The following is a 22,043-nucleotide window of genomic DNA, read 5'->3' on the forward strand; positions in this document are numbered from 1 at the left end:
GGCTCAGACCGCGATGAGCTGCATCAGCCGCGCGCGGTCGTCCGCGTTCTCGGCCTCGCCGCTGAACACGATGCGGCCGCGCTCGACCACATGGAAGCGATCGGACACTGACAGCGCCTCGTGGACGTTCTGCTCGACGAGCAGCACGATCGCGCCGCGGTCGCGCAATTCGCGCACGATCGCGAAGACCTCGGCCACGATCATGGGCGCGAGCCCCTCGCTCGGCTCGTCGATCAGCACGAGGCGCGGCTCGCCGACCATGACGCGCGCCATCGCCAGCATCTGCTGCTCGCCGCCCGAGAGCGTGGTGCCGAGCTGGTGGCGGCGTGCGCCGAGGCGCGGGAAACGGTCGTAGATCGCCTCGACGGCGCGACGCTGCTCGCGCGCCGGCCGGCCCTTCACCTGCAGCAGGCCGAGCGAGAGGTTCTCCTCGACGGTCAGACCCGGGAAGATGCGCCGGTCCTCCGGCACGAAGCCGACGCCGGAATGGCAGATCCGGTCCGGCGTCAGCCCGCCGAGGCCGAGCTCGCCCAGCGTGATCACGCCCTCGCTCGGCTTGACCCAGCCGGCGATCGTTTTGAGCAGCGTCGTCTTGCCGACACCGTTACGGCCGAAGATGCCGATGACTTCGCCCGGCCCGGCGTCGAGATTGATGCCCTGGATGATGTGGCTGCGGCCGTAATGGCTGTGGAGTCCGCGGATGGCGAGCATGTCAGTGATGTCCGAAATAGGCGGCCTGCACGGCCGGGTCGGCGCGCACGACCTTCGGCGGACCCTCCGCCAGCTTGCGGCCCTGATGCATGACGACGACATGGTCGGAGAGGTCCATGACCAGGCCGATATCATGCTCGATCAGGAGCACCGTGACGTCCTCGGTCAGGTTGCGAACGAGCTTCGCGGTGTCCTCCGTGTCGCCGTGGCTCATCCCCTGCGTCGGCTCGTCGAGCAGCAGGATCTTGGGCTCCGAAGCGAGGCAGACAGCGATCTCCAGCCGGCGCTGGTCGCCATGGGAGAGGTTGCCGGCGATCTCGTCGCGGCGATGCGTCAGGCCGAAGCGCTCCAGCATCTGCGCCGTCTTGGCCATGGCGCGCTCGGAACGGCGTACCGGCAGGAAGGCGCGGCCGGCCGGCTCCAGAACCTGCGCGGCGAGCCGCAGGTTTTCGGCGACCGTCAGCTCGAAAAACAGGTTGGTGATCTGGAAGGAGCGGGAGAGCCCGGCCGCCTTGGTGCGGTTGGGGGCGGCACCCGTCATGTCGACGCCGTCGATAAGCACCTGCCCGCGTTGCGGCTTGATTGCGCCGCTTATCAGGTTGAATAGGGTCGACTTGCCGGCGCCGTTGGGCCCGATGACGGTGGTGATGCGGTGGCGTTCCGCAGAGAAGCTGACCTGATCGACGGCCTTCAGCCCGCCGAAGGAAATGCCGAGATCGCGGATGTCGAGCACGGGCGGGGTCATGCGGCGCTCCCGGATTTGATGGTGGCGGAGGATGGCGGAGCCGGTTCCGGCGCGGCCGGCTCGCGCCCGAGCAGCCGCTCGATGCGCGGGCGAACGAAGCCGACCATCCCCTTCGGCAGGAACATCACGCAGGCCATGAAGAGCAGGCCGATGACGATCAGGTGGTGCTCGGTCCAGCTGCCGATGATCGACTTCAGGATGACGAGCAGCACCGAACCGTAGATCGCGCCGATCAGCGTGCCGACGCCGCCGAGAATGACCGAGATCACCGCGTTGCCGGAGGTGGCGAAGAACATCAGCTCCGGCGAGACGAAGCCGCGCAGCATCGGATACAGCGCTCCCGAGAGCCCTGCGACGAGCCCGGCGAAGACATAGGCCGCCATGCGCGCCCGCCAGACCGAGTAGCCGAGGAAGGGCACGCGCTTCTCGTTGGCCTTCAGCGCGGTCAGCACGCGCCCGAACGGCGTGTCGAGCAGATAGGCGGTCAGCGCGTAGAGCCCCATGATGATCCCGAGCACGACGAGGAAGAAGCCGGCCGGGCTCGCCGCCGAGACCGAGAACGGCCCGAGCCCGATCTGGATCACCGGCACGCCGATCATGCCGTCGGAGGCGCCCAGTTCGCGGGTGTTGTAGACGACCTTGGCGAAGACCTGGGCAAGGCCGAAGGTGATCAGCGCGAAATACACTCCGCGCACCCGGTTGGCGATCAGCCCGCCGATGATCGCCGCCGCCAGCGTGACGAGGAAGGCCGCGCCCATGGCGAGCCAAAAGGACGGCACCTTCATCAGCGTCAGCGCCGAGACATAGGCGCCGATGCCGAAATAGAGCGCCTGGCCGAGCGAGAGCGCGCCGGAGTAGCCAAGCAGCAGGTCGACCGAGAGCGCGAGGCCGGCGAAGATCAAAGCCTCGGTGCCCAGTCGCAGATAGAAGGTATCGCCGGTTGCCGCGCCGAACGCCGCCAGGCACAGCGCAGCGACGACGAAAATCAGCGCGAGCACATGGCTGGCGCGCATGGAGGTGGTGAGTCGATCACGCATGGCCGAGCCTCCCGAACAGGCCCTGCGGGCGGAAGACGAGAAAGGCGACCATGGTCCCGAACACGATCGGATCGGTCCAGACCGGCGAGATCACCAGGCTGGCGAGCGCCTGCACCTGCGTCAGCAGAAGGCCGGCGACCACCGCGCCCCAGATCGAGCCCATGCCGCCGACGATGACGACGGTGAAGGCGAGCAGGATGAAGTCGCGCCCCATGGTCGGGAAGACGGAGTAGATCGGCGCGAGCAGCACGCCCGCGAGACCGGCGAGGCCGACGCCGAAGGCGAAGGTGCCGGCATAGACCAACGAGACCGGCACGCCGAGCGACGCCGCCATGTTGCGGTCGAAGGCGGCGGCCCGGACCATGGCGCCGAGCCTGGTGCGGTAGACGACATAGGCGACGCCGGCGACGATCAGCGCGCCGACCGCGATCAGGAACAGCCGGTAGTTCGGCACGATGATGCCGAACAGGTCGGTCGCGCCGGGGATTGGCGTCGGCGGGCGCTGCGTATTGGGGCCGAAGATCACCTTCAGCACGTCCTCGACGATCAGCGCGAGGCCGAAGGTGACGAGCAGCGTGGTGACGTGCCGGTCCTTGCTGTCGAACACCGGCCGGATCAGCAGCCTTTCCGCCGCCATGCCGAGCGGCACCATCAGGATCGGCACGAGCACGAGCAGGAACCAGAAGCCGATGCCGGCCGCGCCCATGGCGAGCGCGACATAGGCGCCGATAGCGTAGAACTCGCCATGGCTCATATTGATGACGTCGAGCATGCCGAAGATGATCGTCAGGCCGAGCGCGACGAGCACGACCGCGACGCCGAGCGCCAGGCCGTTCACGACCTGCGGCGCCAGAACGAATTGCAGGTAGTCGATGGGGGACATTGGGTGCTTTCCGCGAGGGCGCCGCATAGCACTCCATTGGTAATGGAGTGCTATACCGGCTTGTCCTCAGAACCGGGTGCAGGTGTCGGGGCCGATCGCCTGATCGGCGGGCACGTTCGCGATGATGTCGAACTTGCCCTTGTTGACCCGGACCACATACATCGGCTGCATCGCCTGATGGTCGCCGGCGCGGATCGTCTTCTCGCCCTGCGGCGTCTGCCAGGAGAGCCCGCGCAGCGCCTCGCGCACCTTGGCCGTCTCGGTCGAGCCCGCCTTTTCCACCGCAGCCTTGTAGGCGAAGAGCAGGCCGTAGCTGTCGGCGCCGTAGAGGTCGGGATCGGCCTTGGTGGCGGCCCGGAAGGTCTCGACGAACTTCTTGTTGGCGGGCGTGTCGATCTGCGTCGAATAGCCGACGCCGGTAGCGAAGCCCTCCGCCGCCGCACCGATGGCGCCGATGTTCTGCGAGGTCACGGTGCCGGAGGCGCCGACCACGGTGAGGTTGGAAAGCAGGCCGAAATCCTGCAGCTGCGTCAGCAGGCGCACGGTATCGTTGCCGGCGACGGAGGTGTAGACCACCTGCGGCCGCGAAGCGCGAATCTGGCCGAAATACTGGGTGTAGTCCTTGGCGTCGAGCGGGGCGAAGACCTCGCCGGTCGACTGCGCGCCGGTCTTCTCGGCATTGGCCTTGAAGGCGGCCACGGTCGAGCGGCCCATCTCGTAGTCCGGCCCGAGATAGAACACCTTCGACTTCGGCTTTTCCTTCTCGAGCCAGGCGGCGAGCGCGACCGACTGCTGCTCGGCGCGCGCGTTCACGCGGAACATGTTGGGCGAGCATTTGTCGGCGGTGATCGAGTCGGCGAAGGAGACGGTCGTCGCGGCGAGCTTGTCGTTGCGCTCGGCGAGCTGCGCCACTGCGAGCGTCGAGCCGGAATTCACCGTGCCGGCGAGGAAATCGACCTTCTCGACCTGGAACAGCTTCTCGGCCTTCTGGACGGCGACGGCGGGGTTCGCCTCCTCGTCCTCGAAGAGCAGGTTGACTTGCCGGCCGGCGATGCCGCCGGCGGCGTTGATTTCCTTAGCGGCGAGTTCGAGGCCCCAGCGGACCTGCTGGCCGATCGGCGTGTAGGTGCCGGACAGCGGCGTCACGACGCCGATCTTGATCGGCCCGGACTGGGCGAGAGCGGGCTGCGAGAGCGCCGCAGCGGCGAGCAGTACGGCGGCGGTGATGCGAATTCTGGCCTTCATGATGAAAATCCTCCCGTTGAGATATTTGCGCGGGCAGGTTGACCCTGCTCAGGCAGCCGCGCGGACGGGTTCGTCCGTGCGGTTCTTGATGGCGATGCGCAGTTTCGCGACGCAGAGCAGCCGGTCGTCGGCCGTTTTTAGATGCACTTCCCAGTCATGGGTGCGGCCGCCGAGGCACAGCGCCCGCACCATGACCCGCACGGTTTCGCCGACGGCGACGCAGCCGCAGTGATTGGCACTCGCGTCGAAGCAGGCCGTTTCATGCGACCGCCGGTCGATGACGGCCTGGCTCGCCAACGTGCCCGCGGCCTCCGCGATCGCCAGGGCGATGCCGGCCTGAAGCCGGCCGTCACGCCCGGCGATCTCAGGGCTGACGGGCAACTCGGCGGCGAGCGAATCCGCATCGATCGCGACGAGGCGCAGGCCGAGACGATCGAGGAAGGTGCCGCGCGCCAGACGGGCGAGTTCCTTCACCGTCGCCTCGTATCGGCCCTTGTCGCCCACGGTCGCGAACTCGCTCCCCATGGCCTCAACTTCCGACGAACTTCGGCGCGCGCTTGGCGTGGAAGGCCTCGACACCCTCGCGGAAATCGTCGGACTGGCGCAGGCGGCTGTAGCAATGCCCCTCCAGCTCGATCGCGATCGCGAGCGAGGAATCCTCGGTGTCGTTGAGCAGCTTCTTGGCGGTGCGCTGGGCGATCGGCGAAAACGCACGCAGCTCGTCGACGAGCCGGTCGGTTTCGGCTTCCAGCTCGCCGTCCGGGACGCACTCGGTCGCGAGCCCCCAGTCGAGCGCCTGCTGGCCGGGGATGCGCTTGGAGCGCATCACGATGTCCTTGGTGCGGGTGATGCCGACGATCTTCTGCAGGCGCGCCGAACCGCCCGAGCCGGGGATCTGACCGAGCTTCTGCTCCGGCAGCGCGTATTGGCAGGTTTCGGAGACGATGCGGAAATCGCAGGCCAGCGAGATCTCGAAACCGACGCCGAAGGTGTAGCCGCGATTGGCGACGATCACCGGCTTCGAGCAGCGGGCCGGGGCGGCGATGTTCCAGGCGAGCTTCGAGACATGCTCGGGCGAGGCGTCGAGGAAACCCTTGATATAGCCGCCCGAGGAGAAGTTCTCGCCGATTGCGCGCAGCACGATGACGCGGACGCGCTCGTCCTCGTCGAGCGCCTCGAAGACCTTTCGGAGCTGGTCGCGCTGCGGCATCGAGATGACGTTCATCGGCGGGCGGTTCAGGATGATGTCGGCGCGCTCGCGGGCGGCGTCGATCTCGACGGTGAAACCATCGAGATCGGTGAGCGCGGGGTTGATCGACGAGACGGCGTTCATGGAGCTTTCAGCCTTTCGAGTGGGATTTGACGGATGTCATTCGGCGGCGATGCCGGAGCTTTCCGGCTCGTATTCGCCCGCGACGAGTTGCCGGCGCAGTAGCTTGCCGACCGGCGATTTCGGGATGGCCTTGACGAATTCGAAGCGTCGCGGGCGCTTGAAGTTGGCGAGCCCCGAGACCTTGCAATGGAGATCGAGCTCTTCGGCCGTGACCCTGCCGCGGCGCTGCACGAAGGCGACGACGATCTTGCCCCAGCGCTCGTCGGGCAGGCCGACCACGGCCACTTCCGACACGCCCGGATGCAGGGACAGGCAGCTCTCGATCTCAACCGGCGAGACGTTCTCGCCGCCGGTGATGATCATGTCGTCGACACGGCCGCTGACATGGAGGTCGCCGTCCTCGTCGACATAGCCGGTGTCGCCGGTGAAGTACCAGCCGTCGCGCAGCGACTTGGCGTCGGCCTCGGGTCGCTTCCAGTAGCCTTCGAAGGCCTCGTCGCTCGCCGCCAGCGCGACGATCTCGCCTTCTTCGCCGGCCGCCGCGATCTCCTCCGCGGAGGTCCCGCCGAGCCGGACGACGCGGATGAGCTGGTTGAGCCCGGCCCTGCCGGCCGAGCCGGGCTTCTCCGCCGCCTTCTGGTTGATCGTGAAGGTGTAGATCTCGGAGGAGCCGTAGTGATTGACGAAGAGCTCCGGCCGGAAGGCCTCGGTCAGCCTACCGAGCAGCCCGTCGGTCATCGGCGCCCCGGCGAAGCCGAGCTTGCGCACGCTGGAGACGTCCGTCTGCGCGAAGCGCGGATGATGGACGACGTCGTGATAGAGCGTCGGCACGAGATAGAGGTTGGTGATGCGCTCGGCCTCGATCAGCTCGAGCGCCCTGGCGACGTCGAAGCGCGGCAGGCAGACGAAGGTGCCGCCGATCAGCGACATGGCGATCAGTGAGCGCACGCCCATGGTGTGGTAGAGCGGCATGACGCCGAGCGTGCGCTCGCCGCCGGCGTAGAGGTTCTGCGCGACATGGGCGAGGCCGGCCATGCGCTCGGCCCGGTGGCGGCGCGGCACGCCCTTCGGCTTGGCGGTGGTGCCCGAGGTGTAGAGCATCAGCGACCAGGCCTCGGCATCGGCGCGCGGGCTCGCGAGCGGAGCCGGCGTCGCCAGCATCTCGGCGAAGGTCAGCTCGGCCGCGCCGTCGGCCGCGGCGAGCGCGATGCGCGGGATCGCCGCCGCCAGCAGGCTTTCGGCGATGGCGTCGCCGGCGACGGCTTCGAAGGCGATCGCCCGCGCGCCGGCGTTCTCGACGACGAAATCGATCTCGTCGGGCTTCGCGCGCCAGTTGATAGGCGTGATGGTCAGCCCCGCGAACTGGCAGGCCCAATGCAGCGTCGCCGCCTCCCAGCGGTTCTGAAGCACGGTGACGACATGGTCGCCAGCCTTCAGCCCCATGCCGTCGAAGGCGGCGACGACCGAGGAAATGCGCTGGAGCCACTGCGCATAGGTGAGCCGGACATCGCCGTCGACGATCGCGAGCGCGCCGGGCGTGCGCGCCACGCTGGCCAGAAAGCTGGTGCCGAGATCAAACATGGACGGGGTCTCGATTGACGGATGAAGCGGGTTCGCCGCGCAGGGTGGCGGCGGCATCAAGCGCGGCGGCGACGATCGCGGTGTATCCGGTGCAGCGGCAGAGATGGCCGCCGACGACCTCGCGCAGTTCCTGCTCGTCCGGATTCGGAGAGGTGCGCAGGAAGGCGTCGAGAGAGATCAGGATGCCGGCGGTGCAGAAGCCGCATTGCAAGGCGTGGTGACGGCGGAAGGTCGCTTGCAGCACGGAGAGGCGGTCGGCTGCCGGGGCGAGCCCCTCGACCGTGCGCACGTCGCGGCCTTCGAGCTGCACGGCGAGAGTCAGGCAGGCGCGTGCCGGTTCGCCGTCGATCTGGATCGTGCAGGCGCCGCAGGCGCCATGCTCGCAGCCGACATGAGTGCCGGTGGCGCCGAGTTGCTGGCGCAGGGCGTCGGTGGCCAGCAGGCGCGGCTCGGCATCGAGCGAGACCGGCTTGCCGTTGAGCGTGAAGGCGACCCTGTGGCGGGCGCCGGCGGTCAGGCGCGGCATCGCAGGGCCTCCTCGATGACCTCGCGGCCGAGGCTGCGCACGAGGTCGCGACGCAGGCGCGCGGTGGCGTGGATGTCGTCGCGCGCGTCGAGCTCCCAGGCGAAGGCGTTGAGGGCGTCGTCGAGTGCGCTGCCTTCGAGCAGGGGGTAACTGCGCCGCTCGGGCCGGTCGGCGACGGCGCCGACCGCGACATGGATCGCATCGGCCGTAGCCATCGCCGCGCAGGCGACGATAGCGAAATCGCCATGGCGGCGGGCGACCTCGCGGAAGGCGTAACCGGCGCCTTTCACGGCGGCGGGAAAAGCGACGGCCTCGATCAGTTCGTCCTCGGCCTTGTCGGTCACCATCATCCCGGTGAAGAACTCCGATGCCTTGAGGCTGCGCCGCTTCTTGCGGGAGCGCAGGCGGATTTCGCCGTCGAGGGCGACGAGGCAAAGAGGGATCTCAGCGCTCGGATCGGCATGGGCGGTCGAGCCGCAGACCGTGCCGCGCGCGCGGGTCTGGTAGTGGCCTACCCAGGGCAGTGCCGCGGCGAGCAGGGGCTGTTCCGTGGCGAGGCCAAGCCGCGCGAGCAGCTTCGCTTGCCTGACCCCCGCCGGAACGACGATGGCGTCTCCCTCCCGACGGATTTCGCCGAAGCCGGGAATGCCCATCACGTCGACCAGCACGGCCGGCTTGGCGAGGCGCATGTTGAGCATCGGCAGCAGGGACTGGCCGCCGGCGATGACGCGTGCCTCGCCACCCTGCTGCTTCAGCACGTCCAGCGCCTCGTCGAGATGCTGCGCGCGGACATAGTCGAAGGCGGCGGGCTTCATGCGCGCCTCCCGAAGAGCCGGGCGAAGAACCCGGGGCGGGACGGCGCGGCGCGGCGCGCCAGCGCTGCGAAGAACTGGCCGATGATCGCCTTGGCCGCGCCATCGAGCAGCCGCCCGCCGATCGCCGCGACCTTGCCGCCGACTGCGGCCTCGTAGGTGTAGGCGATCGTCGTGATACCGTCCGCGCCGGGAGTGAGCGTGATGCGGCCCGCACCACCGCCGGTGCCCAGCGCGCCGGAGACCGAGCCGGTCAAGGTCGCGGCCTTTGGCTGGTCGAGGTCGGACAGCTTGATCTCGGCCTTGTAGCGGCCCTTCACGGGGCCGATGCCGAGCGTCACCTCGGCGGTGAAATGCGTGTCGGACAGCTTCTTGACGCCGTGGCAGCCGGGGATGATGGCGGCGAGTTGGTCGGCGTCGAGCAGCATCGTCCAGATTGCCTCCGGCGGTGCCGCGACCTTGGCCTGACCCTCGCCCCGCAGGGTGCGGTCGCCGGCCTTCGTCGATGCGGCGGGGCGGTTCGAACGGTTGGCGGGAGGCGCGGGCTCCTCGGCCGCGACGAGCGCGGCGACACGCCCCGGCGTCATCGGCAATGTGATGTCGGAGACGCCGAGCGCGTCTGCCACCGCATTGGCCAAGCAGACCGGTGTCGACATGCAGTTGCCTTCGCCGACGCCCTTGGCGCCGAGCGGCGTGAAGGGCGAGGGCGTCTCGATGTGCAGGATCTCGATGTCCGGCGTCTCGGTCGCGGTCGGCAGCAGATAGTCGGCGAAGGTTCCGGTCAGGAAGGCGCCGTCATCCGCATAGGCGAGCTCTTCGTAGAAGGTCGCGCCCAGCGCCTGGGCGAAGCCGCCCCGGATCTGCCCGTGGACCATGCCGGGATGCAGCACGGTGCCGCAGTCATGCATGGTGACATAGCGGTCGATGCGCACCTTGCCACTCTTTGGATCGACCTCGACACCGGCCATGTCGAAGATGAAGCCGTGGCAGAGCGAGGAGTTGACCTCGTCGAACTCCGTTGGTGCCGTGAGCTCCGGCGGTGTCCAGAAGGCAGTCTCGCGGATCGCCTGGTCGACACCTTCCGGCAGCAGGGCCGGGGACCAGTGGGAGAGTGCCGCCACGCGGCCGAAAGGCAGGGTCTTCTCCGGCACACCCTTGGCGAAGACGGCGCCGCCGGCGAAAGAGATCTGCTCTGCCGGGACGTCGAGCTGGCCTGCCGCGATGCGGGCGAGCTTGTCGCGCAGCCTGGTCGCGGCAAGATGCGCCGTGCCGGCCACGGCGGCGGCGAAGCGGCTGGAATAATTGCCCGATGCGATCGACCAGGCGTCGCGGCCGGTGTCGAGTTCGGTGACGATCCGGATGTCCTGCCAGGGCAGGCCGAAGGCGTCCGCGACGACTTGGGCGAGGACGGTGCGGTGCCCCTGGCCCTGCGGCACCGAGGCGACATGGACGCTGACCGAACCGACGGGGTCGATGGCGACGGTCGCGGTCGCCTGCGCGCCGTTCTTGGGGCCTGCCTTGGCGCGCTCTGCGGCCGTCAGGACGGTGGTGATATAGCCCATGTTCGAGACGCTGGGCTCGACGGCGGCGGCGAAGCCGATGCCATAGAGATGCCCCTCGGCGCGCGCCTCGTCCCGGCGGCGCTTCAGCGCTGCGAGGCGCCCATCCGCCGCAGCGAGATCGATGGCCCGGACATAGTCGCCGGAATCGTACAGCGCGCCGGAAGCGGTGCGGTAGGGAAAGGCGTCGCCGGGGATCAGATTGGCGCGGATCACGGCCAGCGGGTCGAGCTTCAGCTCGACGGCGATGCGCTGCATCAGTCGCTCCAGCGCATAATAGACCTGCGGGCCGCCGAAGCCGCGCACCAGCCCGGTCGGCGCCTTGTTCGTCAGCGCGACCCGGTTGCGGATGGCGACGTGCCGGACGTCGTAGGCGCCGGTCATGTTGCCGTGCATGCGGTAGAGCGTGGCGGGCTCCGGCGCGCGCGGATAGGCGCCGCAATCCTCGACCTGGTCCCAGTCGAGCGCGGTGATCCGGCCTTCGGATGTGACGGCGGCCTTCAGCGTGGTGACGCGGTTCGTCGCGGCGACGGCGGCGCCGAGATGCTCGAGCCGGTCCTCGATCCATTTCACCGGGCGGCCGGCGATGCGCGCCGCCACCGCCATCAGGATGATGTAGGGCGCGACGCCCTGCTTGACGCCGAAGCTGCCGCCCGAATCCGGCGGCATGCGCAGCCTGAGCCGGTTGCCCGGCACCTTCAGCGCCCGCGAGAGCACGGCGTGGATGCTGAACGGCCCCTGGAAATTGGCGAGGACGTCATAGACGCCCTCATGCGGGTCGTATTCCGCGACCACGCCGAAGGTCTCCATCGGCGAGCCGGTATTGCGGGGATAGGCGATGGAAACCGAGATCTGATGCGCCGCCTCGGCGAAGGCGCTTTCGGGATCGCCATAGCGAAAGCGGCGGTCGCTGACGAGGTTGCCGCTCGTCTTCTCGTGCAGCAGCGGCGCATCGGGCGCGATCGAGACCAGCGGTTCGACCACGCAAGGCAGGGTGCGGTAGGAAATCTCGATTGCGTCGAGGGCGTCTTCCGCCAGATAGCGGTCCATCGCGACGACGATGGCGACGGGTTCGCCGACATAGCGCACGCGCTCGACGGCCATCGGCCAGTTTTCCGCGGCGATCTTCAGCCCGGCCAGCATCGGGGTCGTCAGCTTCGCCAGATCGGCTCCGACGACAACAGCCGCGACACCCGGCATGGCAGCCGCTGCCGCGATATCGATCGAGAGGATGTCGGCATGGGCGTGCGGCGAGCGCAGAATGGCGGCGTGGAGCGTGCCGGGCTTCACGCCGAGGTCGTCGATGAAGCGGCCACGACCGCTCAGCAGGGCGGCGTCCTCAACGCGCTCAACCGATTGTCCGGTCCATGTGATGGCTTCTGGCCGCAACGACGTCTGCTCCCGGGACGCTCTTTGTGTCTGGCGTCTGGCCGGGGAAGCTGTGCGAAACGGTCGGCGAGCGCGATCCCGCTTAGTCTCGCGACTTACCGATAAGTCTCAAAATTTAATGAGATAGCATAGCTCAAGAGGGGGATTGCACATCCTCTTCCGGTCTCTGGATTTGACCAAAAGTCTCCAAAACGACCTGAAACGGCCGATCTCAAAAAAACACTTTGAGATGATGGTCTGAATTTGCGCGATATCGCGTGATTTCCCGAAAATGACGGTCGAGCGTCAGCGTCCGTAAAACCACTCAGCGCCCGAGCCGCGCGACTTGCCGGAACTCGCTGGGCGCGACGCTGCAATGGTCGCGGAAAAAGCGTGTGAAATGCGCCGGCGCGCTGAAGCCGAGCCGGTCTCCGATCGTGGCGAAGGTCTCGTCGCCGTCGACGATCGCGCCCACCGCCATCTCGACCCTCAGCACGTTCAGGAAGACGTGCGGGGTTACGCCGGTCGAGCTTTCGAACATGCGAAAGAAGTGCGCGCGCGACAGACCGGCTGATTTCGCCAAGGTATCGACGCTGGGCGAGGCCGCCGGATCGCTGCGCATCAGCATGATCGCCTTGCCGACCCGCCAATCGATCGCTTGGCTGCGCGCGATTTCGCGCAGCGAGGCACCGACGGAGCGCCAGGGCGTGAAACGCTCGATGACGGCGATCATCAGCTCCGAGAGCAGATCTTCCTGACGCTTCGAAGCGCCTGGCGCATGGACCATCTCGGCCGAGAGATCCAGCGCGATCTGGCGGATGTGGGCGGTCACCGCCCCAGCCGATTGCTCGAAAAAGCCGGGTGCGCCGCTTGCCGCCCAGTTCGGCCGGAAGCCGCGCAGCCAGTCCGGCTCGATGTAGAGGGCGAGGATCAGCGCATTCTTTCGGCGAGGGTCATGGATATAGGCATGAGGCTCCCAAGCGTTGACCAACACCGCGAGATCGTTTGTCAAGGGCGCGACATGATCACCGACGAGAAACTGGGTGTCGTCGCCATCGACCTTCAGCAGGACGTGGCAATGAGGATGCGCATGACGGACCAGGCTGCGGTCCATGTCCAGCAGTGCCACTCTCCCGAAGGCTCCATGCACGATGCGCAGGGCGTCGGACATTCACCTCTCCTATCCAGCCCGATGCTGCTTAGCGTGTTCCCCAGCGCCTCCGACGTTTCGAGAACCGGACATGGCGAAGCTTGTTTACGCGACAGTTCGAATGTGGCGACAGGCGTCGTCTTAAGCAAGTGAATGTCACGAATGACCGCCGGAGCGCCGGGATGGGTTGTCGCCCGTGCCTCGTCCGCCGCCCTGCGAGGATGGCGTCGCGCGCCACCGGCCGCTCGGCGCAGGCCGGGCCCGAGGTTGCGCCAGCGACGATGGTCAGGACCGCATCTCACCGCGAAAAGATGCGAGCGCTACGAAAATATAATGATTTCTGTCGCCGCGGACCTGACGCTCGACAAATCGATCCTGAACGAAGCCGGGTCGGGAAACGACGTAACCACAGGCGTCGCCATGCATGCGTGGAGCACGTCCGGCTCGTCCCGGCGGTATCAGAGTGACGGGTTTGCCGCGTGCTCGGGCAGAATCGCTCGCCCCAGCGCCGGCCCCGCGGGTGGAAAAGCTCGCGCATTCGGGCAATTCGTCGCGGAAAATATCGCGAGCGGCTCGATCCCTTTCCGGACAGGCTAGCTGCAGTCTTTGCCAGATCGGGTGGAATTCGCCACGGTGCCGCACGTCTCGTCGACAGTACCCGCGCGGCGACGCAGGCCGTCAAGGACGACCCCGCCAATGTGCAAGAGGTTCGCAGATCTGTACCGAAGCGGCGCGCCCGACGAGATAATGATGGGCACTGCAATCATTGGGAAATTCGGCACGTACGAAAGGCATGACCGGTGTCGTCGAGCGGGACGAAATATTAGAGGCGGTAGAACGCGGCCACTGCTCTGCCCTAACAGCGACCACAATCGCGAAGGTCGCGGTGTTGTTACGTAGCGCTCGTGCGTGCGAGTTCAGGAGCGCGTGCTCGCTCAGACGCCGCCCTGATGTTGGTGGTCGATCGCGCGTCGTCCGATCAAGGTCGCGGGAACAAACGGATACCCAACTGAAAATATTCTGATTTTTCCTACATTGTATGGCTAGACAGCGGCGCGAGCGCTGCCGATCTTCTGCGGCGAGAGCCGGTTCTCACGACCTCGGTGCACCCCAAGAGGCGTGGGATCAATGACAAGTCATCTACACCGTCCGCAAGCGGATATCGCTGCGGAGGAAGGTAATCCGCTCAATTCCGGTCGGCACCCGAAGCCGCCGGAGGTCGAGAGTGCGCCGTCGCATACGGCGCCGCAGGAGGCGAAACTCAGACAGGCCAAGGCGCTGGTCACGATCAGCTCCGAGACGACGACGCTCGATGATGGGGCGGCTGACGGATTCGCCGAACTGGACGAAGCAGTGGTCGAAGGCATCGTCGGTCGACCAGTGCGGCCGCCATTAATCTTCCCGGTGGCGATTGAGAATTGCCTCGACGACGTTGCGCGCGTGCACTCGCTTCCGCGAATCGTGGCGACGAGTGCGTTCCTGGTCATTGCCGGTGCCGCGATCGGTACGCGGGTGCGGGCGCGGGCAGGCGCAGTTTGGTCAGAGCCCCCCAATCTCTGGGCCTGTCTCGTGACGCCGGCCGGCTGGCGCCGGATGTCGATTGCGACCAGCTTGTCGAAGCTCTTGCTGACGATAGAGGCTGGCGAATTGACGAGATGGCAGGAGGCACTGGGCGAGCTCGTCCAAGAGAGGCTGCTTCACGATGCTGCGTTGAAGGGTCATGCCACCCTGGCAAAGCGCGCCGAACTTGAAGGCAGGCCCGAGCCGCCACCACCGACGTGGACGGGTGGGCAAGGTGCCCCTGTCATGCCCCGGATCGTGGTGCATGAGACGGCGCCGCCTGCGATTGTTGAGGCAGCGGCGGCCGGGCGGGGCCTGTTCTACATGGTGGAAGAGGGCGGTAAGCTCTTGCGGGCAGCTCAACCTGGCGAGCCGCTCGGCGACCTCGTCCTCGCCGGTTATGATGGCGATGCCTTTAATGTGCCCTCGGCAATGCATGACGATATCCGGCGGATCGAGGCGTTCGGATTGTCGCTTCTGATCGGAACCGTTCCGGCGGCGCTCGCGGATCTCAAGGTCGAGCGCAATCATCAGCTCTTCGCGCGGATGATGTGGATTGCTCCAGCTCGCAAGCCGGCCTTCGCCATCGCGCGCAATGCCGTAGATCTGACGGTGATCGAGAACATTCTCTCCGTTCTGCGGAGCTGGGGGGAAAAGGAGCACGAACTCCTCCTCAGCGTGCATGCGGTCGAGGTTCTGGAGCAGGCTGTGCGGCGTTGGGAACAGGAAGCCGCCCGGCTTGGCGGGGGGCCGGCCTCGGCCTGGTTGGAGCGCGCCGGTACGCAGGCAATGAGGGTTGCGCTCGCCATCGAGATGTTGCGGGCGGCTTCGGCTGTCGAGCCTAGGCGGCCCCGGGGGATTTCCAGCGGTACGGTCGCTGCTGCTGTCCGCTTCGTCGATCTCGTTCTTGTGCCGGGTATGATGGAGGCCCTTGCGGCTTCAGGTTCCACTGTGCCGGCTGGTCTGGCTGAACGGGTCATACGTTATGTCGTCGAGAACAAGCTCGCGACGGTCAATCGAAGGGACCTGAGTAGGGGACACCGCGGACTGTTCCCGGACGGGCCTGCTCTTCGTCAGGCCTTCGATAGCCTGGCTATAGCCGGCGTGCTTCGACCGGTCGGTAACCTTGGCGCAAAGGGGCGTCCATCGGTGTCCTACGAGGTCAATCCGCGCCTGCGTGTTGCAGTGGAGAAGCGGCGTTTTCCGACCGGCTGAGCAGTCTGGCCGGTCCAGCATTTTCATTCGCGTAACACCGGAGTAACGGGGGTGTACATCATGAGTTCGGCAGATCCGACACGGAGGGAAGAGACAGAAATCGCTTACGCCAAGCGCTTTCGGCAGCTCTGGCTGCGTGCTCAGAAGGAACTCCAAAGCCCCAAGCTGAAGGCCGTCGCGTTTGTGGAATGGCTTCTGGTGCAGCAAGACCAGCTCAGGCCCCGCTCGTTCCGGCAATACCGCGCTGCGACGACGTTTGCCCTGGAATTCCAATTGCAGCGGCTGTCGGATCGTCCTCCCCCAAGTTTGCCTGAAGCACTGAAGCTGCTCAAGGAATCCAGGGGCAAGACCGTCGCTGTTGCTGCTGTTGCTCATGCAGATGGGTCAGCGGCTGGCGGCAGGGGAAAGCCCAAGCTTCCGCTTCGTACCTCTGCCGCGAAGGCCAGGGCGCTGACCGACGAGGCCTCGGAAAGCATCCTGGCCAAGGCGCAAGGGCTGCGGTCTCGCTACGCCTCGGATTTCAGCGCCTTCTTCAAGGCGAACCTGCTCTGCGGCCTGAGGCCGATCGAATGGCATGAGACGGAGATCAGGATTGAGGGCAGGGCGTTGGTCATGATCGTGCCGAATGCCAAGCGGGGGAACGGGCGCGCCCACGGCCCGAAAAGGACGCTCGTCTTCGGCAACCTGTCCCAGGACCATCGCGACAATATCGTAAACTGGGCCAATCGGGTCAACGCTTTGCCTCGCAAGGTCTACCAGTCACTGCTGAAGCGCATAGAGGAGGTCATGCGCGCGATCACCAGGCTCCTGTTCCGCAAGAACCGCCCGACGCCTTATACTACCCGCCATGTCTTTTCGGGCAGGCTCAAGGCCTTCTATCTCGGAAACGCCCGCACCGAGGAGGAATACGATCTCGGATGCGCCATCATCGCTGCGCTGATGGGACACGCGACCGACGACACTGCGGATTTCCACTACGGCAAGAAATCCGAGAAAGCGGGGAAAGGCCTGCCCATTCCGCGGGCCGATCCGGCCGAAGTCGCCAGGATCAGGCCGCGGCTTGCTCACAGTCGCGGCAAGCTTCGCGCTCTTGAAGCACGGCGCAGCGGACCGGGGCTGCGGTAAACGCCACGTGCGCCCAGCAAGGGATCATGCCCGAGTTTTGGCATTCTGGCATTCTGGCCTCGGCCGCTTAGCAAACTTCGATGAGATGCAGATGGCCGTCGGCCTCAAAGATGCTCACAATGAATAGCCCCGAGTTTCGTGGACGCCATCGGGCTACTGGACGGTCCCCGGTTTCGCGGACAAAGCCGAGTCTCACGCCGATGCGCGTTCGAACGCCTCGGGACTGATGCTGCCGAGATGGCTGTGGCGGCGGGTTCGGTTGTAGAACGTCTCAAGGTAGTCGAAGATGTCGGCGCGGGCCAAGGCGCGGGTCTGGTAGATGCGTTTCTGGATGCGTTCCTTTCTCAGGCTGCTGAAGAAGGATTCGGCCACCGCGTTGTCCCAGCAGTTGCCGCGCCTGCTCATGCTGGTGTCGAGCGAATGGGCGGCGCAGAACCGCTTGAAGTCGTCGCTGCCATATTGGCTTCCCTGGTCGGATTGCACCAAGACGCGTCCGTCGGGCTTGCGGTCCCAGACCGCCATGAGGAGGGCATCCAGCGCCAGTTCGCGGCTCAGCGTCGGTTTCATCGACCAGCCCACCACACGAGCTAGGCCGTCGACTCATTACGGCGTAGCCAGATCCTGACGCATGCGAGCTTGAGGCTTGCGAGGAAGTTCTCCGCGAGCTTGTCGTAGCGTGTGGCGACGCGGCGGAACTGTTTGATCTTGTTGAAGAAGCGCTCGATCAGGTTCCTGTCGCGGTAGAGGTGGCGGCTGAAGCAGATCGGGTCCTTCCGATGGCTCTTGGGCGGGATGTTGGCCCAGGCTCCGCGTTCGCCGACGAGCGCGCGCAGGGCGTTGGCGTCGTAGCCCTTGTCAGCCAATAGCATCGCGCCCGGAGCGAGGTGGCCCGTCAGCTCTGCGGCGCTGGCGATGTCACTGGCCTGGCCCGCCGTCAGCTTGAGCTGGATCGGGCGCCCTTTCGCATCGACGAGGGCGTGGATTTTGGTGGTGAGCCCGCCTCGCGAGCGACCGAGACAACGATCTCGACCCCCCTTTTTCCGGTTGCACCCTGCTGGTGGACCCGCACGACCGAGGTATCGATCATCTGGACGTCGCCGTCGTAAGCCTTTGTGATCGCGTCCATCAGCCGATCCCAGACGCCGGCTTTGCGCCAGCGGTTGAAGCGATTGTAGATCGTCGTCGGCGGCCCATAGCGCGCCGGCACATCCGCCCAGGGCGCGCCCGAGCGGAGCACCTAGAAGATGCCGTTCAGGACCCGGCGATCATCGACACGGGGTACACCGCGCGGCTTGTTGGGAAGATGCGGCTCGATCGCCGTCCATTCGAAATCGCTAAGTTCGTAGCGGCCCATCGCCAAGCTCCTCTTTCGGAGCTTGAATCACGAAATCGACGGCGCTGGAATCGGCCGGACGCGCTTATGGGTTTACGGCCTAGGTCCAGCACCACGGCCAGGTACAGCCAGCCCTGCCAGGTCCGGATGTCGGTAACCCAGACCTTGTTGGGTGCGTCGACGGTGAACGCTTGCTGCAAGTGATTGGGCGCGATGAGGGACGGACGACCGGTAAACGCCCGGGGCTTCCTGTAGCCGCGGACGGCCCGGATCTTGTGGCGTCGCATGAGCCCCTCGACACGGTGCAGGCCGCAGGTTTCGCCGACTTCCCGCAGGTCGCCGAACACCCGGCGAGCCCCATAAATCTAATGACTGCCCGCATGGGAGTGCCGGATGAGCTCCAGCAATCGGGCATCCTCGATGTCGCGATCCGATACCGGGGCATGAAGCCAAGCATGAAATCCGGCCCTGGCAACCCGCAGGACACGGCACATCAGCGTGACGGCATAGTCATGCCGGTGCTCATTCATAAAGCGGTACTTCACTCGGGTTGCCTGGCAAAGTACCGCGCGGCTTTTTTTTGCAGATCGCGCTCCTCCTCGACCCGACGCATCTCAGCCCGCAAGCGAAGCATCTCGCTCCTGGCTTCCAGCAGCTCCTTCGTCTGCTGCTCGGATCGGTCAGGCGAAACCGCCTTGACCCACTTGTATAGGCTGTGGGCCGAAAAGCCCAGGCGTGCAGCTACATCGGGTACGGAGTAACTCCGCTCGACGACCTGCCTGACCGCCTCCTCCTTGAACTCCGGCGCAAATCTCTGCGAACTTATGATCAACCTCCTATGCTCAAAGGATAGGTCGGCGGTGTCTAACGGACCGGGCGCAGTCCAGACGACGTTGCCCTACAACAGGGTCGGGGCGAGCTGGGTCTCGACGTAGAGGTCGAAGGCGATGCGATCCATCGCCTTGTCGATGATCCACGGCGCGGTCAGGCCGTGGCAGCGCAGGCCTGCGCTGAAGCTCTGTGTGCGCCAGTGTCCGAAGGGGGCCGACGCCGGCAACCGCTCGCCGCGGGGGCTGCGGCCGCGCAGCCGAACCATCTTGGTGGTGATCGCCGTCTCGTCGATGAAGACGAGCCGATGAGGTTGGAGCCGCATCAGCGGCTGGCAGCGCGTGATCCAGAGATGGCGCTGCTCAGCAATGTCCGCGCGTGCGCATTCCGATGCCATCAGCGCTTTTTATATGTGAAGCCCCGCCGGCACAGGAAGCGCGACAGAACCGCCGGCGCCGCGCCGACACCCGTCGCCGTGACCAGCCGGGCGGCCGGCTCCGGCATCGTGATGTCGGGCCTCGCCTCGACCTGCGCCACCAGGAAGGCGCCGTGCGTATCCAACCTGCTCCCGGCCGGGCGCCCCTGGCGTGCGGGACGCAGCGTCTTCAGCTTGCTCGCCCGCTGAAGCAGCTTGACCGCAAAGCTCTCGCTCACGCCGAAATGGCGCGCCGCCGCACGACGCGAACACGCCCATGGCAGCACAATTTGATGAAACTGGCCTCCGGCAATTCCGAAGCGGTTCAGTGAGACCAGAACCAGTAGCGTGACGTCAGCCATCCCAATCAGAAAGGACCCTAAGAGGAACTGCCGAGCGCAATTGCAACACGAAGCTGTTGGCCTCCACGAGTAATAAGTAAATCTACCGTATTGCCGGGGATGTACCTTTCCAATGCGGCGATCAAATCCGAGGCATCATCGATCTTGGTATCGCCAAGACCTACGATGCGGTCGCCTACCACAATTCGTCCGTCGGATGTAAGGCGTGACGGTATGAGACCCGCTTGGGCGGCCGGACCTTTGGGATCAATCCCGAGCACGAGGACGCCAGCGGCGCCATTGCCGGCGAGGGCCGCATCCACTCGCGGGTCGAACCGGATACCGAGGCTCGGGGGTGCATAACGACCGTGAGCGATCAACTGCGGCACGACACGATTAACCGTGTCGACTGGTACCGCGAAGCCGATACCGGCGCTTCCGCCAGACGGACTATAGATGGCAGTGTTAACACCGATCAGGCGACCAGCGCTTTCGAGGAGAGGCCCCCCGGAATTGCCAGGGTTGATGGCCGCATCTGTCTGGATCAGACCCCGGATCGGCCGCCCGCCGTCGCTTGGCAACTCGCGGTTGAGAGCCGAAACGATCCCCGTCGTCATCGTCCAGTCGAGGCCGAACGGGTTGCCAATGGCGAAGACGTTCTGACCGACACGCAAATCCCTGCTGGTCCCCACCGATATCGGCGCCGGCCGGCCCGCGCCGACGCCGATATGTAGCACTGCCAGATCGTGCTCTGGCGCACGTCCGACGAGGCGTGCGGGAAAAGCGCGACCATCCGCCAACCGAACGATCGCGCGGCTGGCGGCCGCGATGACATGGTTGTTCGTCACCACATGGCCAAGCTCATCCCAGACGAATCCTGACCCGCTGCCGCTCGGCACGTCGTAGGCGTTTCGCGTCCAGGGATCGACCACGCGCTCTGCCGTCGTGATGAACACGACGCTGTCGCGCGCCGTCTCGAAAATCGCGATCGAACTCTGTTCGGACGCGGCGAGATCACCCCTCGGCGCGACGGAGCGTGGCTCGGCGAAGCGACCAAGCAGGATCCCGCTCAGGAGCGGGAAACTCTGCCATGCAGCCACAACCAAAAGTGCGGCCGCGGTGACTGAAACCACGCGGGTGAAGAATGGCGCGTTCACACAGCGTCTCCCGATTTTTCAGATTGAAGCTGCTCGCGCGCATCCTGATCACGCACCAGCCAGTGAATCGCGCCAAGGGCCAGGGCGGCTCCGGCGAGCGCAGCTATCTTGGCCGCGCTCGTTTCACCGAGATCGAGGATGATGAACTTGCGCGTGATCGCAAGCAGCGCAATCAGAATGATCGTGCGGACCTGAAGGATCCCGAACTGGCGCTGCGTTACTACCAGAAGGGAGCGCTTGAACTCAAGTGCGATCACGACGGTGAAGATCATCCCGAACACGATCTGGAAGGTCGCGAAGTCGAGCGGGTCGAGCGCGCCGAGGACCAACCGGCTCAGCACTTCGCGCAGGAGAGCCCAGACGGATGCCACGACAACCACAGCGATTATGGCGCTGAGGAGAAAGATGACGGCCTGCTCAAACTTCTCATAGACTGTCAACGCCGACCATTGTTCTCGGGTCAGTTCGAACAGCGTCCGCCGTTTCATTGCTTTCCCCTGAAATTTAGCCCCGGCGGAGCTTTCCCCAGAGCTTCGGCGAAGGATGCTGGGGGCGATCCCCACCTCGGCCGGATGGGCGTCGCAATCTGACGCCCATCTGGCTCGTTTGGATCAACCGTTCTTGACTTCGATGCGTTTGACTTTCGCCTGCGCCTCCGGCGTCTGCGGAAGCCGGATGGTCAGCACCCCGTTCTTGAACGAGGCCTGCACCTTTTCGCCGTCCACGCCGGGGGGCAGCGGTATCGTCCGGTAGATCGCGCCATAGCTGCGCTCGGACAGATAGTATCCCTTCTTCTCTTCCTGACGCTCGATCCTCTTCTCCCCCTTCACGGTCAGCATGTCGTCGTTAACCGTCACCTCGATGTCCTTCATTTCCATTCCCGGCAGCTCGATCGAGACCTCGATCGCATTGTCGGTCTCGACCATGTCGGACTTTGCCTCACCGCTTCCCCAGGGCCAGTCGAGATTACCGACCCGGTCCCAGAAGTTCTCGAACACACGGTTCATTTCGCGCTGAAGCGTCGCAAGCGGATTGTCTTCGCCGCGTTTGGCTTCAGGGGCGCTGTCCTTGCGCGCCCAGGGGATAAGGTCCTTGATCTGCATGATGTCGTCTCCCGTG

19 protein-coding genes and 3 pseudogenes are annotated in these 22,043 nt (G+C 65.8%); 2 read left to right on the forward strand and 20 right to left on the reverse strand.

Annotated elements, in window-relative coordinates; genetic code table 11:
• Positions 1-3: 3 nt before the first annotated feature.
• From BW981_RS19470 to BW981_RS19525, 12 genes are all read right to left on the reverse strand, one after another.
• A complete protein-coding gene (locus tag BW981_RS19470; protein WP_083712501.1) occupies positions 4-711 on the reverse strand; it encodes an ABC transporter ATP-binding protein in 708 nt (235 codons plus the stop codon).
• A gap of 1 nt (position 712) precedes the next feature.
• Positions 713-1,456 (reverse strand): ABC transporter ATP-binding protein, encoded by a 744-nt coding sequence (locus tag BW981_RS19475; protein ID WP_076442244.1) that lies wholly within the window; start codon positions 1,454-1,456, stop codon positions 713-715.
• Complete coding sequence (locus tag BW981_RS19480) at positions 1,453-2,493, reverse strand: branched-chain amino acid ABC transporter permease (RefSeq protein ID WP_083712502.1); 1,041 nt, start codon at positions 2,491-2,493, stop codon at positions 1,453-1,455. The genes BW981_RS19475 and BW981_RS19480 overlap by 4 nt, the downstream gene beginning before the upstream one ends.
• The gene (locus BW981_RS19485) at positions 2,486-3,376 is read right to left on the reverse strand and encodes a branched-chain amino acid ABC transporter permease (RefSeq protein ID WP_076442246.1); all 891 of its coding nucleotides are present in this window, start codon (positions 3,374-3,376) and stop codon (positions 2,486-2,488) included. Before BW981_RS19485 ends, BW981_RS19480 begins: the two co-directional genes overlap by 8 nt.
• Positions 3,377-3,442: 66 nt before the next feature.
• Entirely contained in the window at positions 3,443-4,621 is a 1,179-nt protein-coding gene (locus BW981_RS19490) for an ABC transporter substrate-binding protein (protein WP_076442248.1), read from the reverse strand.
• 48 nt (positions 4,622-4,669) lie between these two features.
• Complete coding sequence (locus BW981_RS19495; protein WP_076442250.1) at positions 4,670-5,146, reverse strand: PaaI family thioesterase; 477 nt, start codon at positions 5,144-5,146, stop codon at positions 4,670-4,672.
• Positions 5,147-5,150: 4 nt separating this feature from the next.
• The gene (locus tag BW981_RS19500; protein WP_076442252.1) at positions 5,151-5,954 is read right to left on the reverse strand and encodes an enoyl-CoA hydratase/isomerase family protein; all 804 of its coding nucleotides are present in this window, start codon (positions 5,952-5,954) and stop codon (positions 5,151-5,153) included.
• A 36-nt stretch (positions 5,955-5,990) separates the two neighbouring features.
• Positions 5,991-7,535: an AMP-binding protein gene (locus tag BW981_RS19505; RefSeq protein ID WP_076442254.1), complete on the reverse strand. Its 1,545-nt coding sequence runs from the start codon at positions 7,533-7,535 to the stop codon at positions 5,991-5,993.
• Positions 7,528-8,061 carry a (2Fe-2S)-binding protein gene (locus BW981_RS19510; protein ID WP_076442256.1) on the reverse strand — a complete coding sequence of 178 codons (534 nt, stop codon included), beginning with the start codon at positions 8,059-8,061 and terminating at the stop codon, positions 7,528-7,530. The genes BW981_RS19505 and BW981_RS19510 overlap by 8 nt, the downstream gene beginning before the upstream one ends.
• Positions 8,049-8,876: an FAD binding domain-containing protein gene (locus BW981_RS19515; protein WP_076442258.1), complete on the reverse strand. Its 828-nt coding sequence runs from the start codon at positions 8,874-8,876 to the stop codon at positions 8,049-8,051. The genes BW981_RS19510 and BW981_RS19515 overlap by 13 nt, the downstream gene beginning before the upstream one ends.
• Entirely contained in the window at positions 8,873-11,821 is a 2,949-nt protein-coding gene (locus tag BW981_RS19520; RefSeq protein WP_076442259.1) for a xanthine dehydrogenase family protein molybdopterin-binding subunit, read from the reverse strand. The genes BW981_RS19515 and BW981_RS19520 overlap by 4 nt, the downstream gene beginning before the upstream one ends.
• A 304-nt stretch (positions 11,822-12,125) precedes the next feature.
• Entirely contained in the window at positions 12,126-12,971 is an 846-nt protein-coding gene (locus tag BW981_RS19525) for an AraC family transcriptional regulator (RefSeq protein WP_076442261.1), read from the reverse strand.
• Between the two features lie 1,107 nt (positions 12,972-14,078).
• Here BW981_RS19525 and BW981_RS19530 point away from each other — a divergent pair.
• Both BW981_RS19530 and BW981_RS19535 read left to right on the forward strand, forming a co-directional pair.
• Positions 14,079-15,725, forward strand: a complete 1,647-nt coding sequence (locus BW981_RS19530) for a DUF3987 domain-containing protein (RefSeq protein ID WP_076442263.1) — start codon at positions 14,079-14,081, stop codon at positions 15,723-15,725.
• Positions 15,726-15,776: 51 nt separating this feature from the next.
• Positions 15,777-16,850, forward strand: a complete 1,074-nt coding sequence (locus tag BW981_RS19535; protein ID WP_139333857.1) for a hypothetical protein — start codon at positions 15,777-15,779, stop codon at positions 16,848-16,850.
• Positions 16,851-17,042: 192 nt separating this feature from the next.
• Here the strand turns inward: BW981_RS19535 and BW981_RS19540 are convergent.
• The 8 genes and pseudogenes from BW981_RS19540 to BW981_RS19580 form a co-directional block, all read right to left on the reverse strand.
• Positions 17,043-17,438: pseudogene (locus tag BW981_RS19540) on the reverse strand (DDE-type integrase/transposase/recombinase); the annotation flags it as partial.
• Positions 17,438-18,210 (reverse strand): annotated as a pseudogene (locus BW981_RS22370) (IS5 family transposase). The pseudogenes BW981_RS19540 and BW981_RS22370, both read right to left, overlap by 1 nt.
• A gap of 74 nt (positions 18,211-18,284) precedes the next feature.
• Positions 18,285-19,009, reverse strand: a pseudogene (locus BW981_RS23505) (IS3 family transposase); the annotation flags it as partial.
• Between the two features lie 72 nt (positions 19,010-19,081).
• The gene (locus BW981_RS23510; protein WP_083712503.1) at positions 19,082-19,408 is read right to left on the reverse strand and encodes a transposase; all 327 of its coding nucleotides are present in this window, start codon (positions 19,406-19,408) and stop codon (positions 19,082-19,084) included.
• Positions 19,408-19,788 carry a hypothetical protein gene (locus tag BW981_RS23515; RefSeq protein WP_244560389.1) on the reverse strand — a complete coding sequence of 127 codons (381 nt, stop codon included), beginning with the start codon at positions 19,786-19,788 and terminating at the stop codon, positions 19,408-19,410. Before BW981_RS23515 ends, BW981_RS23510 begins: the two co-directional genes overlap by 1 nt.
• A gap of 17 nt (positions 19,789-19,805) precedes the next feature.
• The gene (locus BW981_RS19570; protein ID WP_076442269.1) at positions 19,806-20,924 is read right to left on the reverse strand and encodes a S1C family serine protease; all 1,119 of its coding nucleotides are present in this window, start codon (positions 20,922-20,924) and stop codon (positions 19,806-19,808) included.
• A complete protein-coding gene (locus BW981_RS19575) occupies positions 20,921-21,412 on the reverse strand; it encodes a phosphate-starvation-inducible PsiE family protein (RefSeq protein WP_076442270.1) in 492 nt (163 codons plus the stop codon). The genes BW981_RS19570 and BW981_RS19575 overlap by 4 nt, the downstream gene beginning before the upstream one ends.
• 123 nt (positions 21,413-21,535) lie before the next feature.
• Positions 21,536-22,027 carry an Hsp20/alpha crystallin family protein gene (locus BW981_RS19580; protein ID WP_076442271.1) on the reverse strand — a complete coding sequence of 164 codons (492 nt, stop codon included), beginning with the start codon at positions 22,025-22,027 and terminating at the stop codon, positions 21,536-21,538.
• Between the last annotated feature and the right edge of the window lie 16 nt (positions 22,028-22,043).

This window comes from Allobosea sp. TND4EK4 (genome assembly GCF_900156025.1).
Classification (GTDB): domain Bacteria; phylum Pseudomonadota; class Alphaproteobacteria; order Rhizobiales; family Beijerinckiaceae; genus Allobosea.

Excerpts from the sequence above, each read along its gene's own strand:
- BW981_RS19490 (WP_076442248.1), bottom strand. The coding sequence starts at position 4,621 with ATGAAGGCCAGAATTCGCATCACCGCCGCCGTACTGCTCGCCGCTGCG.
- BW981_RS19475 (WP_076442244.1), bottom strand. The coding sequence starts at position 1,456 with ATGACCCCGCCCGTGCTCGACATCCGCGATCTCGGCATTTCCTTCGGC.
- BW981_RS19510 (WP_076442256.1), bottom strand. The coding sequence starts at position 8,061 with ATGCCGCGCCTGACCGCCGGCGCCCGCCACAGGGTCGCCTTCACGCTC.
- BW981_RS23515 (WP_244560389.1), bottom strand. The coding sequence starts at position 19,788 with ATGGCTGACGTCACGCTACTGGTTCTGGTCTCACTGAACCGCTTCGGA.
- BW981_RS19495 (WP_076442250.1), bottom strand. The coding sequence starts at position 5,146 with ATGGGGAGCGAGTTCGCGACCGTGGGCGACAAGGGCCGATACGAGGCG.
- BW981_RS19505 (WP_076442254.1), bottom strand. The coding sequence starts at position 7,535 with ATGTTTGATCTCGGCACCAGCTTTCTGGCCAGCGTGGCGCGCACGCCC.
- BW981_RS19500 (WP_076442252.1), bottom strand. The coding sequence starts at position 5,954 with ATGAACGCCGTCTCGTCGATCAACCCCGCGCTCACCGATCTCGATGGT.
- BW981_RS19480 (WP_083712502.1), bottom strand. The coding sequence starts at position 2,493 with ATGCGTGATCGACTCACCACCTCCATGCGCGCCAGCCATGTGCTCGCG.
- BW981_RS19515 (WP_076442258.1), bottom strand. The coding sequence starts at position 8,876 with ATGAAGCCCGCCGCCTTCGACTATGTCCGCGCGCAGCATCTCGACGAG.
- BW981_RS19530 (WP_076442263.1), top strand. The coding sequence starts at position 14,079 with ATGACAAGTCATCTACACCGTCCGCAAGCGGATATCGCTGCGGAGGAA.
- BW981_RS19470 (WP_083712501.1), bottom strand. The coding sequence starts at position 711 with ATGCTCGCCATCCGCGGACTCCACAGCCATTACGGCCGCAGCCACATC.
- BW981_RS19485 (WP_076442246.1), bottom strand. The coding sequence starts at position 3,376 with ATGTCCCCCATCGACTACCTGCAATTCGTTCTGGCGCCGCAGGTCGTG.
- BW981_RS23510 (WP_083712503.1), bottom strand. The coding sequence starts at position 19,408 with ATGGCATCGGAATGCGCACGCGCGGACATTGCTGAGCAGCGCCATCTC.
- BW981_RS19575 (WP_076442270.1), bottom strand. The coding sequence starts at position 21,412 with ATGAAACGGCGGACGCTGTTCGAACTGACCCGAGAACAATGGTCGGCG.
- BW981_RS19580 (WP_076442271.1), bottom strand. The coding sequence starts at position 22,027 with ATGCAGATCAAGGACCTTATCCCCTGGGCGCGCAAGGACAGCGCCCCT.
- BW981_RS19525 (WP_076442261.1), bottom strand. The coding sequence starts at position 12,971 with ATGTCCGACGCCCTGCGCATCGTGCATGGAGCCTTCGGGAGAGTGGCA.